This window comes from Priestia sp. JV24, from assembly GCF_025910025.1.
In the GTDB taxonomy this organism is placed as follows: Bacteria; Bacillota; Bacilli; order Bacillales; family Bacillaceae_H; genus Priestia; species Priestia megaterium.
The window spans coordinates 111,952-125,040 of record NZ_JAPCIN010000023.1; the positions used below are offsets into that span (position 1 = coordinate 111,952).

The 13,089-nt window shown below is 39.4% G+C and carries 16 protein-coding genes; all 16 read right to left on the reverse strand.

What is annotated here, in order from left to right; all coding sequences use genetic code 11:
* Window positions 1-12: 12 nt before the first annotated feature.
* The 16 genes from OK414_RS21805 to flgD all read right to left on the reverse strand — a co-directional run bounded on the left by OK414_RS21805 (window position 13) and on the right by flgD (window position 13,086).
* Window positions 13-1,056 carry a protein-glutamate methylesterase/protein-glutamine glutaminase gene (locus OK414_RS21805; protein WP_263045048.1) on the reverse strand — a complete coding sequence of 348 codons (1,044 nt, stop codon included), beginning with the start codon at window positions 1,054-1,056 and terminating at the stop codon, window positions 13-15.
* 9 nt (window positions 1,057-1,065) lie between these two features.
* Window positions 1,066-1,935, reverse strand: coding sequence for a MinD/ParA family protein (locus OK414_RS21810; RefSeq protein ID WP_263045049.1), 870 nt, complete (start codon window positions 1,933-1,935; stop codon window positions 1,066-1,068).
* Window positions 1,928-3,025 carry a GTP-binding protein gene (locus OK414_RS21815; RefSeq protein WP_237892903.1) on the reverse strand — a complete coding sequence of 366 codons (1,098 nt, stop codon included), beginning with the start codon at window positions 3,023-3,025 and terminating at the stop codon, window positions 1,928-1,930. Before OK414_RS21815 ends, OK414_RS21810 begins: the two co-directional genes overlap by 8 nt.
* Complete coding sequence (gene flhA / locus OK414_RS21820) at window positions 3,025-5,061, reverse strand: flagellar biosynthesis protein FlhA (protein ID WP_034649213.1); 2,037 nt, start codon at window positions 5,059-5,061, stop codon at window positions 3,025-3,027. The genes OK414_RS21815 and flhA overlap by 1 nt, the downstream gene beginning before the upstream one ends.
* Window positions 5,062-5,091: 30 nt before the next feature.
* On the reverse strand, window positions 5,092-6,174 hold the full coding sequence (gene flhB / locus OK414_RS21825) for a flagellar biosynthesis protein FlhB (protein WP_095378729.1): 1,083 nt from the start codon (window positions 6,172-6,174) through the stop codon (window positions 5,092-5,094).
* Between the two features lie 2 nt (window positions 6,175-6,176).
* Window positions 6,177-6,953: a flagellar biosynthetic protein FliR gene (gene fliR, locus OK414_RS21830; RefSeq protein WP_016765389.1), complete on the reverse strand. Its 777-nt coding sequence runs from the start codon at window positions 6,951-6,953 to the stop codon at window positions 6,177-6,179.
* A 2-nt stretch (window positions 6,954-6,955) separates the two neighbouring features.
* On the reverse strand, window positions 6,956-7,225 hold the full coding sequence (gene fliQ, locus OK414_RS21835; RefSeq protein WP_016765390.1) for a flagellar biosynthesis protein FliQ: 270 nt from the start codon (window positions 7,223-7,225) through the stop codon (window positions 6,956-6,958).
* A gap of 10 nt (window positions 7,226-7,235) precedes the next feature.
* Window positions 7,236-7,904 (reverse strand): flagellar type III secretion system pore protein FliP, encoded by a 669-nt coding sequence (gene fliP / locus OK414_RS21840; RefSeq protein WP_013084783.1) that lies wholly within the window; start codon window positions 7,902-7,904, stop codon window positions 7,236-7,238.
* Window positions 7,897-8,538: a flagellar biosynthetic protein FliO gene (locus OK414_RS21845; protein WP_263045050.1), complete on the reverse strand. Its 642-nt coding sequence runs from the start codon at window positions 8,536-8,538 to the stop codon at window positions 7,897-7,899. Before OK414_RS21845 ends, fliP begins: the two co-directional genes overlap by 8 nt.
* Before the next feature lie 63 nt (window positions 8,539-8,601).
* On the reverse strand, window positions 8,602-8,964 hold the full coding sequence (locus OK414_RS21850) for a response regulator (RefSeq protein ID WP_016765392.1): 363 nt from the start codon (window positions 8,962-8,964) through the stop codon (window positions 8,602-8,604).
* Window positions 8,965-8,985: 21 nt separating this feature from the next.
* Window positions 8,986-10,116, reverse strand: a complete 1,131-nt coding sequence (gene fliY / locus OK414_RS21855) for a flagellar motor switch phosphatase FliY (protein WP_253948207.1) — start codon at window positions 10,114-10,116, stop codon at window positions 8,986-8,988.
* A complete protein-coding gene (gene fliM / locus OK414_RS21860; RefSeq protein ID WP_034649206.1) occupies window positions 10,106-11,107 on the reverse strand; it encodes a flagellar motor switch protein FliM in 1,002 nt (333 codons plus the stop codon). The genes fliY and fliM overlap by 11 nt, the downstream gene beginning before the upstream one ends.
* Before the next feature lie 20 nt (window positions 11,108-11,127).
* On the reverse strand, window positions 11,128-11,559 hold the full coding sequence (gene fliL, locus OK414_RS21865) for a flagellar basal body-associated protein FliL (protein ID WP_025750316.1): 432 nt from the start codon (window positions 11,557-11,559) through the stop codon (window positions 11,128-11,130).
* 3 nt (window positions 11,560-11,562) lie between these two features.
* Window positions 11,563-11,772 carry a flagellar FlbD family protein gene (locus OK414_RS21870; protein WP_013084788.1) on the reverse strand — a complete coding sequence of 70 codons (210 nt, stop codon included), beginning with the start codon at window positions 11,770-11,772 and terminating at the stop codon, window positions 11,563-11,565.
* A 35-nt stretch (window positions 11,773-11,807) separates the two neighbouring features.
* Entirely contained in the window at window positions 11,808-12,632 is an 825-nt protein-coding gene (gene flgG / locus OK414_RS21875) for a flagellar basal body rod protein FlgG (RefSeq protein ID WP_095378732.1), read from the reverse strand.
* Window positions 12,633-12,657: 25 nt separating this feature from the next.
* Entirely contained in the window at window positions 12,658-13,086 is a 429-nt protein-coding gene (flgD, locus tag OK414_RS21880; protein ID WP_013084790.1) for a flagellar hook assembly protein FlgD, read from the reverse strand.
* Window positions 13,087-13,089 lie beyond the last annotated feature (3 nt).

The window sequence follows — 13,089 nt, forward strand, 5'->3', positions numbered from 1 at the left end:
TAACTTTCCCTCCTATTTCTGTGCGTAGCGAGAAATAAAGCTTCCAACGTTTCGCAGCGGTTCAATATAATCAACAAGTTTTGTAGAAACGGCTGATTTGGGCATCCCATAAATGACAGCCGTTTCTTCCGATTCAGCCAATATAAGCGCATCTTTATTTTTCTTTAAATCAATAACCCCTTCTGTTCCATCGGCACCCATTCCTGTCAACACAATAGCAAGTTTTTGATAACCTGAAATTTTACTAATCGACTGAAACAAACGATCCACTGAGGGGCGATGTCCCTTTACAGGTGAAGAAGTATCTAAACAAATGCTGAGCTGTCCTTTTTTCTCTACAACCGTCATATGAAAACCTCCAGGCGCAATATAAGCACATCCTGAGCGAACGATTTCATTGTCTTTTGCTTCTTTTACTTCAATATCAGCTAGCTGATTTAGTCTAAGCGCTAATGATTTTGTGAAATTTGGAGGCATATGCTGCACAATAAAAATAGGTGCGCTTATGTCTTTTGAAACAGTTGATAATACTTCTTGCAGCGCACGCGGTCCTCCAGTAGAAGTGCCAATACAAATCATTTTGTTCACTTTCGTCCCCATCGGGAGGTTGTATACACTGCTGTTTCGTACGTGCTGATGACTGCTTGAAGATATGTTGGCTTTACTAGCAAGCAATAGTTTAGAGATAAGCTCATCTTTCACTTTATGTAAGTCCAGCGAAATAGCTCCCGAAGGTTTAGCAACAAAATCAACTGCGCCGTACTGCATAGCGGTCAGCGTATTTTCAGCACCTTCTATTGTTGTACTCGATAACATGACAACAGGAAGGGGCTTCACAAGCATGAGCTGTTTTAACATATCTAAGCCATTCATTTTGGGCATTTCAATATCAAGTGTCACAATGTCTGGCGACAGCTCGAGCGCTTTTTTTAACCCTTCTTCACCGTTACGTGCGGTACCCACAACGTGAAAACGACTGTCACATGCTAAAAAATCGCCGATTAGCTTTCGCATAAATGCAGAATCATCTACAATAAGCACCTTTATTTCATTCACTCTAATTTCCTACCTTTCAAGAAAAAATCGTTTGAGGCGCCGAATAAACATTCCCTCGTTTTTAGCCGTTATCCTATTGTCTTGAGGAATAAGAATACTCACCATTTCTATTAGTGATATACTCGCTTTAGATGCTGGATTTTGAAGCAAAAAAGGCATTTGGCGATTGACCGCTTTCTGGACAGCTTGATCGTTTGGTACAATACCTAATAGAGAAATAGATATGTTCAAAAACTGCTGAACAGCTCGGCTAAATCGTTCATACGTCTCATTTCCTTCTTTGTCAGAAAGCGTTTTGTTAATAATAAGACGAACCGGTGCTGATACAGAATAGGAAGCTGCTAGCTTAATAGCAGCGTAGGCATCTGTTATAGATGTAGGTTCTGGTGTTGTGACCACGATCATTTCATCTACAGCTTTTAAAAACTTAAGTACACTCTCTGACATGCCCGCTCCCATATCAAAAATCATATAATCATATTGATTTATTAACGAATTCAATTCTTGTATTAAATGAGCAAGATCTGATGGAGACCATTCAAATACAGAGGGAATTCCTGTTCCACCAGCCACATAAGCTAAATTTTGAGGACCTTTTTTAATAATTTGCTGGATGGAAAGCTTTTTTTCTAGCAAATCGACCATCGTATATGAAGTAGTTTGCCCAATCAAAATATCAATATTTCCCATCCCTATATCCATATCAAAAAGAAGAACTCTTTGCTTTTGCTTCGTTAGCGCAAGAGATAAGTTTAATGATAGATTCGACTTTCCAACTCCTCCTTTTCCGCTTAACACGGCTAGTGTTTTACAATTCCTTAAAGAGTTTTGATGCTTCTTTAACACTTTTTCTCTTAAAACTGCTGCTTGATCATTCATCTTTCCAATCTCCAAATACATCGTCAATAAACTCTTTTATTTTAAATGCCGAAACATCTTCTGGTACATCCTGCCCGTTTGTTGTAAAAGCAGCTCGCTGGCCGTAATGATATAACATATTTAAAAGCGAGCCTTTACGGGTGGTTTCATCTTGCTTCGTAAAAATCAAGTGATCAACAGGCAGACTAGCAAAACGTTCATATACAGCTTTCATATCTGATACTTTTGACGTTAGGGCTAAAACAAGAAACGTTTGCAAATCTTCTTGAAACGTAATAATTTTCTTTAAATCATTTACATATTGCTGTTCTAAAAAGTTACGACCTGCTGTGTCAATAAAAATCACATCGTATGCTTCCGCTTCTAGCAAAGCTTTTTTAAAATCTGCTCCGTTATAACAAATCGTTAAAGGCGCATTCAAGATCGAAGCGTACGTCTTGAGCTGCTCAATCGCTGAAATTCTATACGTGTCAGTTGTAATAAATGCTATTTTTTGATTGTGTTCCAGGACACATTTTGCGGCCAATTTAGCAAGAGTTGTTGTTTTACCGACACCTGTTGGTCCTACTACACTTACATATTTTTTGAAAGGACCGCTCCATTCACTTGCTTTAAACTGATTGCCAAACCAGCTCTTCGTCCACTCCATAAGTTGATTTGAGTTAGGGCGATGTAAGTAGTAGTACTCTAGCATAGGAGCCTCTATACTTTTTAAAATAGCTTCGTCTATTTCTTGCAAACGCAAATAGGCAAACACATCCTCCACTGCTTTTGGATATGAACCTGAAGAAACCTTTGGCACTTGATTCATTTGTGAGACAAGAGTATTTAACTCACTGAGCTGCTGCTTCATAAAAGATTGATTATCTTCCATACTGGGTTCTGGCGACGATGAATTCTTCTTTACGCTCAGCTTTTCTACCGAATCGACAGCTGCCAATACTTCTATTTTTGCCTTAGTAAATAGACCAAGAAACCCTCCTGTTCGAATTTGTTTTGAATGTAAAATAACCGCTTCCTCACCTAAATCTGAACGAATGGCTTTCATAGCTTGCGGCATGGATGCTACTACGTATTTTTTTACTTTCATCAGATATCCACCACTCCAACACTTTGAACTTCAACATTTGCTTCTAGCTCGTTATATGATAAAACCGCCATATGGGGAAAATACCGCTCAGTGATTTGACGCACGTACATCCTCACCGCAGGAGAACATAACACAATTGGAGACTGTTCTTGAAAAGAAAGTGTTTCTGTTTGCTTGGCTATACTTTCCAGGATAGCTTGTGAAACGTTAGGGTCTAGTGACAAATAATTCCCATGCTCCGTTTGTTGAACAGCTTCCGCCATCATTTTTTCAACTTTTCCTGAAAGGGTAAGAACTCGAAGCAGACCTTCTTGGACCGTATATTGACTGGTAATTTGTCTTGCGAGTCCTTGCCGGACATATTCAGTTAACAAATCGGTGTCTGACGTCATTTTGCCGTAGTCCGCCAGCACCTCAAAAATAATGGGTAAATTTCGAATTGAGACGCTTTCTTTTAAAAGCTTTGCCAGTACCCTTTGAATGTCTCCAACAGAAAGCGGATTAGGCGTTACTTCCTCAATTAAAATAGGATACGTTTCTTTTGTGTGATCGATTAGTTGCTTTGTCTCCTGCCTTCCAATCAGCTCATGCGCATACGATTTTATAACTTCTGTTATGTGCGTAGACACAACCGACGGCGGGTCAACAACGGTATACCCGAACATCTCAGCCTGCTCCTTCGCGGACTCACTAATCCATTTTGCAGGCATTTTAAAAGCTGGCTCTAACGTATCAATTCCTTCAATCAAATCATCATCCACTCCCGGACTGATTGCTAAATAGTGATCGAGCAGCAGCTCCCCTTTTGCCACTTCATTGCCCTTTATTTTAAGACAGTATTCGTTGGGCTGAAGCTGAATGTTGTCTCTGATGCGAACAACCGGAATGACCAATCCTAGCTCAAGTGCCAGCTGTCGCCTAATCATCACAATTCGATCAAGCAGATCGCCTCCTTGATTCGTATCAGCAAGCGGAATTAATGCATACCCAAATTCAAATTCAATTGGATCAACGCTTAATAGATTGACAACACTCTCCGGACTTTTCATTTCATTGTCTTCAAGCTCTTCTTCAGTAGGCGCCATTTCTTCACGAACCGCCTGATGCTTAGCCCGAGACAAATAATAGCCTCCCACTCCTAACAAAATAGCAATAGGCATTGTAATAACATCATTAATTGGCGTAATTAAACCAAGAGCCGCAATCGTTCCTCCAGTGACATAAAGCATAACGGGAAAAGCAAACAGCTGCTGTGTAATATCTTCGCTCAAATTACCTGTTGAAGCAGCTCTAGTGACGATAATACCTGTCGCTGTTGAAATCATAAGGGCTGGAATTTGACTCACTAACCCATCGCCTACTGTTAACAAAGTAAAGGTTTGGGATGCTTCAGTGATGGACATTCCCATTTGCAGCATGCCGATAATAATCCCAAATAAGATATTAATCAGGGTGATGACAATCCCTGCAATGGCGTCACCTTTGACGAATTTACTGGCTCCATCCATTGCTCCATAAAAATCTGCTTCGCGCTGAATTTTTTCACGGCGGTCAATTGCTTGCTTTTCTGAAATCATACCTGCATTTAAATCTGCATCAATACTCATTTGTTTACCCGGCATCGCATCTAAGGTAAAGCGGGCGGCTACTTCAGAAACACGCTCCGCTCCTTTTGTAATAACGAGAAACTGAATGATAATTAAAATAATGAAGACAACAAAGCCCACCAAAGGATTGCCTCCAATAACGAAGTGGCCGAATGTTTCCACCACTCCGCCTGCTTCTCCTGTTCCTAAGATTGAACGTGTTGTCGATACATTCAAACCTAATCGAAACAGCGTAAGAACCAGCAGCAAAGACGGAAATACCGATAGCTCTAAAGGTTCTTTCATATTCATGGAAACGAGCAGTACAAGCAGTGCAAGAGAAATGTTAATCATGATTAAAATACTTAATAACCATGAAGGCAACGGAATAACAAGCATAACGATAATAAGTACAACACCTATAACAACTGGCAGTTCTCTTGCAGACATTAATTTTTCTCTCCTTACAATAGCGTAACGTTACATTTTATTTTGAATGCGGTATACGTAAGCTAATATTTCAGCCACCGCTTTAAAAAATTCTTCGGGTACTGCATCTCCTACTTTAGTTTGGTCAAAAAGTGCTCTTGCCAGCGGGCGGTTCTCTACCATGATGATTTCATGGCTTTTGGCGATTCCTTTAATCTTTTGAGCAATAAAATCTACGCCGCTGGCTACAACATAGGGAGCATCCATTTTTTCTTCATCATATTTTAAAGCAATGGCATAATGAGTGGGGTTTGTAATGATGACATCTGCTTTTGGAACTTCTTGCATCATGCGAGACATTGCCATTTCCCGCTGCTTTTGCTTTATTTTTGATTTGATTAGAGGATCGCCTTCAATGTTTTTATGCTCATCTTTGATATCTTGCTTTGACATTCGAATATTTTTCTCGAAATCAAACTTTTGGTAAAAATAATCAAGCAGCGATAAAAATAAAAGCATAAGCGAGGCTGCAAGTCCCATTTGAAAAACAAGCTTAGACAGAACAACCAGCGAGTCCCCTATACTTTTTTGAGATAAATTTAATACATCTTCTATGTGAATCCATAAGATAAAAAACGTGACGGCTCCGATACACATAATTTTCAGCGTTGACTTGATTAGTTCTACCAGCGCTCTCATGGCAAAAATCCGTTTGGCTCCGCTAATAGGGTTAATCTTTTCTAACTTAGGCTGAAGAGCCTCCGTGGAAAAAAGAATACCAACCTGCATATAATTCGCTCCGAGCGCAGCAATAAAAGCTGCGAGCATAACAGGACCTGCTGCAAGGGCTATTGCAGGAAGAAGGTGCTTAAACATCGCAAATACGCGCTCTGCCGTCACTTCCTCAAGCATATACGTTTGAAAAGCTTCTCTTAACAACTTCATCATTTGCTGTAAAAACTGTTTGGCTCCAAACAAAAAATAAAGAAAAACCATTAAAAGGATGAGCGCAGTTGTAACGTCTTGACTTTTAGCTACCTGTCCTTTTTTTCTAGAGTCTTGCTTTTTTTTAGGTGTAGCTTTTTCCGTTTTTTCTCCCGCGAAAAATTGCAAATCAACTTTTACTAAAAACAAAGCTACACCCCTCCTAATATGCGGATCGTCGCGCGCATCGCTTCTATCATTTGTTCAAATATGATTTGCATCATATAAAACATGCTCCCCATCACGACAATCAGCAAAATAAAGGCAACAATAATTTTTACCGGAAACCCCACTACGAAAATATTTAACTGCGGGACGGTTCTTGCGACAATTCCAAGCGCGATATCGACTAAAAATAATGAACCTACCAAAGGCAAAGACATTTGAACAGCTACTAAAAACATCGATGAAAAAACAGTTATGATGTGTGTAGCAAATGCTTGGCTTCCCACAGGGAAAGCTACTTTGTCTAACGGAATAATTAAATAACTATTATAGATGCCGTCTATTAATAAATGATGTCCATTGGTCGATAATAAAAATAGGAGAGCAAATACATATAAATATTGACCTAGTATCGGACTTTGCGCCCCTGTCTGCGGATCTATTACGTTGGCAATCGCAAACCCAACTTGAAAATCGATGAGACCTCCGGCAATTTGAATAGCCATAATAAATACATACGCAGTCAAACCAATAAACAACCCAACAGCACATTCCTTTACTACTAAAAGTACAAACTGTGCATCTAATGAAACGACGGGTAAATCAATTGTTGTCGCAATAATGACGGATAGTGAGGCAGACAAACCTACTTTATGAACTGCGGGAATCGTTTTGTATGAAAATAGCGGAACCGTAATAAAAAAAGACGTTACGCGCACTAGCACTAGTAAAAACGCGGGATAGGATAAGATCAACTGACTCATAGCTATCCTACGTACCGATACAGATTTGAAAAAATTTCATATGTAAATGAAATCATTTTTGATAACATCCACGGACCAAAAAATACAATCCCTACTAAGACCGCTACAATCTTAGGAACAAAAGCAAGTGTTTGCTCTTGAATTTGGGTAGTTGCTTGAAAAATACTAATAATGAGCCCAACTACAAGGGCCAGCAGCAATAAAGGGCCAGATACAATTAAGATCGTATATACGCCTTTTTCTGCTAACGAAATGACAAATTCTCCATTCATTGTCTATCACCTATTGAAAACTTATTAATAATGATTTAACAACTAAATTCCAGCCGTCAACCAGTACAAATAGTAAAATTTTAAACGGGAGCGAAATCATAACGGGAGGAAGCATCATCATTCCCATAGACATCAGCACGCTTGCTATAATCATATCGATAATAAGAAAAGGAATAAAAATCATAAATCCAATTTGAAAGGCTGTCTTTAGCTCACTGATTGCATAAGCCGGAACGAGCGCGGTTAAGGGAATATCTTGAACAGAGGATGGTTTATCTATATCCGCATATTCTAAAAAAAGAGCTAAATCTTTTTGTCTTGTATGGGCACTCATAAATTCTTTCATCGGTTCAGCTGCTTTTTCATAGGCTTGATTCAGCGTGATTTTTTCTTTTAAAAGCGGCTGAAGCGCCTGTTCATTTACCTGAGAAAAAGTTGGCGCCATAATAAAAAACGTTAAAAACAGCGATAAACCAACTAATATTTGATTAGGAGGCATTTGCTGTGTCCCGAGCGATGTACGTACAAATGACAGCACAATGACAATTCGTGTAAAGCAGGTCATCATAATTAAAATTCCAGGAGCTACCGAAAACACCGTCAGCAGCAACAAAAGCTGGACAGACGTTGAAATATTTGTAGGACTGCTCGAGTTAAAGAGATTCATCACTTCATTCATCGTTCTTTTTGTTCCTTTCTAACTCTTTCAGTACGTTTTGCCTTTTTATTTTCATTTCATTCATTTCTCGCTGAAAAAGCTGCTGAAAAGAATGACTAGATTTCTCTTCTTTTTTAGAAGTCAATTTTTCTAAAAAAGACGGTAGTACGACTTTATATTCGCTCTCGTTTTTCTGTTGTTCCTCATACTGCGTGAGCAGCTGCTGTTTCTCTTGCCCTGTAATTTCTGAAAGAAGCTGCACATTTTCACCGACTCCGATAATAAAAAGCTGATTTCCAACTTTAACTACTTGTACAGATTTGCTGCTTCCAACATTTGTACCACCCAAGTTTTGTACTACTTTATTTTTTTGCAGCAGCCTTCCTTTTTTATTTACAAATTTTAAGAGCGCAAAAAGCAGCCCAATTACAAGTAAAAACGCGAATATCATCTTCACGATATCTCCAGCTGAAAGCGTAGGCATCCCCTGGAGTTCAGTTTTTTCTTTTGAATCAGTACTCTCACTCTCTGAACACTTCTCCGTTTTTTCCAAACATTCTTTTACGGATGCAGATCTACTTTCTGCATAGACGATTTGATTTGATCCTGCTAATACGCTTATTAACAGCGCAGCAATTACGAACTTTCGCAGCAATGTCTGCCACCTCTTACTTCAATATAGTGTAAGATTAGCGGGAAAGCCCCGCCAATCTGTTGTTTATCCAATTGCTTTTGAAATTGCCTCTAATACACGATCTGCTTGAAAAGGCTTAACGATAAAATCTTTTGCCCCTGCTTGAATAGCATCAATCACCATTGCCTGCTGGCCCATGGCTGAACACATAATCACCTTAGCATCACCTTTTATGGTTTTAATTTCTTTTAAGGCCGTAATTCCATCCATTTCAGGCATTGTAATATCCATTGTGACAAGATCTGGTGCATGCTCTTTAAATAACTCCACAGCCTGCTGGCCATCTGCCGCTTCCGCTACTACTTCATATCCATTTTTCGTTAAAATATCTTTGATCATCATGCGCATGAATGCAGCATCATCTACAATTAAAATTCGATTTCCCATCTCTACTCCTCCTAAAAATCATTACTTTAGTTTGTTAATACGGTCTCTTTGACTAATAATATCGGTTACGCGAACGCCAAAATTCTCGTCAATGACGACCACTTCGCCTTTTGCTATTAATTTGCTATTAATTAAGATATCTACTGGTTCGCCTGCTAGTTTATCAAGTTCAATGATTGCACCAGAAGATAATGCTAAAATCTCTTGAACCGTTCGCTTAGTTCTTCCAAGCTCCACGGTAACTTGAAGCGGGATATCAAGCAGCATGTCTAAATTTCGTGAATCCCCTTGAGGAGAAGACATGTGCTCGAACTCTGAAAACGATGCGGGCTGAACATCAACTGGTACATGAACAGATTCTGCCTGCTGTGTTTCTTCATGCTGTATGTCTTCAGCTGCCGGCGGTTCTGTTTGCTTTCCGTTAAGATCTGATTCTTTTTCAATAGAAGCTGCCGTATCTTCTGAATTTGGAACTAAGAGCTCTTCGACCAAACTTTTTGCGAACGGTATAGATAAAAGCTGCATAATATTCGAATCGATTAATGTGCCTACCTTCAAATTAAAAGAGACCTTTACAAAGACGTCATCTTGGGGAATCAGCTCTGTACCTTCCCCTTTTTGAATATTTAAAATATCTAAACTCGGCGGAGAGATATCAATTTTCTTTTGAAATACCGTGGACATAGACGTCGCTGCAGAACCCATCATTTGATTCATCGCTTCCTGCACTGCACTCAGCTTAATTTCATCCATGATTTCCGTCGGATTCTCACCCGTTCCACCAAGCATCAAATCTGAAATAACAGCTGCATCTTCATGTTTAATAACTAACAAATTCGTACCAGAAAAGCCTTCTGTATACTGAACTTGCACAGCGACATGAGGATTTGGAAATTCATTCGTCAGCTCTTCTTTATATACGAGCGATACAAACGGTGTGGTAATATCGACTTTTTGATTCAATAAAGCCGATAGCGCTGTTGCTGAACTGCCAAACGAAATATTTCCAATTTCGCCAAGCGCGTCTTTTTCCATTTCCGTAAAGTAATCGTCTACTTGACTTGACTTATTCGGCTCTGAAAACTCGTCAAGTGAAGAAGTTCCTTTTAACAACGCATCAATTTCATCTTGCGAAAGCATGTCATCGTTCATTCCTTTCGTTCCTCCTCTTAACATCATCTAGAATTTGCACAGCAACTTTCCGCCTGACTTTTCCAGGCTGTGCAATAAATTTAGGTTGTTCTCCGACGTAAATAGTTAACGGATTATGAACGCTTGTTTGCAGTCGAATAACATCTCCTGCATCTAATGCTAGGAAATCTTCAATTGAAATATCCGCTTTTCCTAGCTCGGCTACAACCTGCAATTCCGCACCATTGATTTGTTCCTTTAGCTGCTCAACCTCTTGTACATTAGGTTCTTTTTTCGAAGATTGCATCCAGTAATGAACGGACAGTTTGGACACGATCGGCTCAAGCGTCACGTGCGGAATACATAGATTGATCATGCCCGTTTCATCTCCAATTTGTACGTTTAATGAAATGACGATGACAATTTCATTTGGTGAAATTACCTGCAAAAACTGAGGGTTCACTTCAAACTCTGATGTTTCAGGTTCAATTTCCGCAATAGAACTCCAAGCTTCTCTCATACTATCTAACGTTTTCTCTAACAAGTTTCGAACCAAGCTCGTTTCAATTTCCGTTAAGTTACTAATTTTCCCACCGCTCTCGCCTTGTCCCCCGAGCAAGCGGTCAAGCATCGCATAGGCAATGTTCGGATTGACTTCCATAATGATATGCCCTTCTAAAGGAGGGACGGCTATCACATTTAAGATGGTTACTTTCGGAACAGAGCGAATGAACTCCTCATACGGAATTTGATCTACTGATACAACGGACACTTGTACAACGTTACGAAGCTGCGCCGAAAAGACATTGATGAGCATGCGCGCATAATTTTCATGAATTCGCGTCAAACTGCGAATCTGATCTTTTGAAAAACGCAGGGCGCGTTTAAAATCATATGTACGAATACGCTGTTTTTTATTTTCTTTTTTTAGCTCATCCGCATCCATCTCTCCGGTTGATAACGCGGATAATAGGGCATCAATTTCATTTTGTGATAATACATCCCCAGCCACTAGCTTCCCTCCCTTTTTCTTTACTGCAACACTTTAGACGTTGTATAAATTTTAACAACATGTCCGTTTTCCATTAATTGATCAATTTGCTTTGCAATATCTGTTTCTAACGTGCTGAGCCCTTGCGTTCCTTCAAAATCTTGAGCACTCATATCTGAGAGCCTTTTGATAATAATGTCTCTTACTTGAAAATCTCTTTTTTGAAGCTCTGCCGCTGCTTTTTTACTATCCATTTGAATTTTAAAAGAGATGCTGATGTAGTTATTGCTTTTTAGATTTGTTTTAATATCCGTTACATCTACAGAAGCTTTAATCACATCGTCGATAGATGGACCTTTTTCAGTACTTGCCTGCTCTGTATACTTTAGCGTCACGATAACAGCAATGCTTCCTATTAAAGTAAGAGAAAGCATGATAATAATCATCTTACTAATTAGCTTATTTTTAAACACACTTTATTCCTCCGTCGTTTGCTGCAGCCCTAATACGTTAATTCGCTGATAATAGCCCGTCACTTTCTCATTCACTTCTTCAACTGAATCCTTTACCACTAGCTTTTTGTTATTCGTTAGCGTAATGGTCGTATCAGGAAATGCTTCAACCTGCTCGATGTAGAGTGCGTTTAACGTAAATGTTTTGCCGTTTAGCCTTGTTAAAGTGATCATAATTAACCGGAGTAATACCTACTCCTTCCTCCCGCCTATCGTTTTAGATTCACTAACTCTTGCAGTATTTCATCGGATGTTGTAATAATTCTTGTGTTCGCTTGAAATCCGCGCTGTGCAACAATCATGTCCGTGAATTCCTCGGATAAATCAACGTTGGACATTTCAAGGGCGTTGGAGACAAGCGTTCCTGTGCCGTTGTTTCCAGGGGTAATGTTTGCAGGAGTTGTAACCAGCCCTGCATTTGGAGTATCCGCAAACAAGTTTCCTCCTACTTTTTGAAGTCCTTCGTTGTTGGCAAACTTTGCAAGCTTAATAGTACCTGCAACCCTCGATACACCAGTATTGTCTATATAATTAACTGATCCATCCGACCCAATGCTATAGCTTTGACTATTTGTAGGGATAACAATCTTCTGATTGGTCGAACTTTGCAAATAAAGGCCACTTCCTGTTACCAAGGCTCCATTTCTATCTAAATAAAAGTTTCCAGCTCTTGTATACATGGGATTTGTCACCGCTCCAGTATTTTGTGTACCACTATTACCGACAACAAAATAACCGTCTCCAGAAATAGCTAAATCAAGCGGACGCCCCGTTGACTGAATGCTTCCTGCCGTTTGAACTGTATCAATTGTGCCAATTTGCGAACCTAATCCGACTTGTTTAGCATTAACACCTCCACGGTTAGCTCCCGGTGCTGTTGCTCCTGCTACCTGCTGACTTACTAAATCTTGAAACGTTGTACGTCCTTTTTTATAGCCGTATGTATTAACGTTGGCAATGTTATTTCCTAGGACATCTAATTTAGTTTGAAAATTTTTCATGCCGCTGATTCCTGAATACATCGAACGTAACATAAAATCACTCCTTAAATTTGGTTGGTTAACTGCTTACTTCTAAGATATCGTTTAGCGAAAGTACCGTATGATTTTCATCATTGATCCCAAACGATACCTCATTGTTTTTGACGGATGCTGTTAAAATAACTCCTTGCTTTTTATTTCCTTCTTCATCTAACCATGCAGCGGTTTTACCAATTAATTCGCTTCCTTTTAAAATAGGAGAAGCCTGAGACTGCGTTAAAAACGTATTGAGCGATGTGCTCATATTTGTCATTTGTTCAAGGGATGAAAACTGAGCCATTTGAGCAATAAAGTCTTTGTCTTGCATTGGATTCATTGGATCTTGATTTTGAAGCTGCGCAATCAAAAGCTTCAAAAAGTCATCTTTGCCAAGCGAGCTGTTTCCCGTTTGCTTCACTGGTGTGTCCCTATTGCTTAAATACAAGTCAGACGTAATTTCATTTGTCATTGT

Coding starts and splice junctions, on each gene's coding strand:
- flgG (WP_095378732.1), bottom strand. CDS start 12,632: ATGTTACGTTCGATGTATTCAGGAATCAGCGGCATGAAAAATTTTCAA.
- flhA (WP_034649213.1), bottom strand. CDS start 5,061: ATGTCTGCAAGAGAACTGCCAGTTGTTATAGGTGTTGTACTTATTATC.
- fliP (WP_013084783.1), bottom strand. CDS start 7,904: ATGAATGAAGTGATGAATCTCTTTAACTCGAGCAGTCCTACAAATATT.
- OK414_RS21850 (WP_016765392.1), bottom strand. CDS start 8,964: ATGGGAAATCGAATTTTAATTGTAGATGATGCTGCATTCATGCGCATG.
- fliR (WP_016765389.1), bottom strand. CDS start 6,953: ATGAGTCAGTTGATCTTATCCTATCCCGCGTTTTTACTAGTGCTAGTG.
- OK414_RS21815 (WP_237892903.1), bottom strand. CDS start 3,025: ATGAAAGTAAAAAAATACGTAGTAGCATCCATGCCGCAAGCTATGAAA.
- OK414_RS21870 (WP_013084788.1), bottom strand. CDS start 11,772: ATGATCACTTTAACAAGGCTAAACGGCAAAACATTTACGTTAAACGCA.
- fliY (WP_253948207.1), bottom strand. CDS start 10,116: ATGAACGATGACATGCTTTCGCAAGATGAAATTGATGCGTTGTTAAAA.
- fliQ (WP_016765390.1), bottom strand. CDS start 7,225: ATGAATGGAGAATTTGTCATTTCGTTAGCAGAAAAAGGCGTATATACG.
- OK414_RS21810 (WP_263045049.1), bottom strand. CDS start 1,935: ATGAATGATCAAGCAGCAGTTTTAAGAGAAAAAGTGTTAAAGAAGCAT.
- flgD (WP_013084790.1), bottom strand. CDS start 13,086: ATGACAAATGAAATTACGTCTGACTTGTATTTAAGCAATAGGGACACA.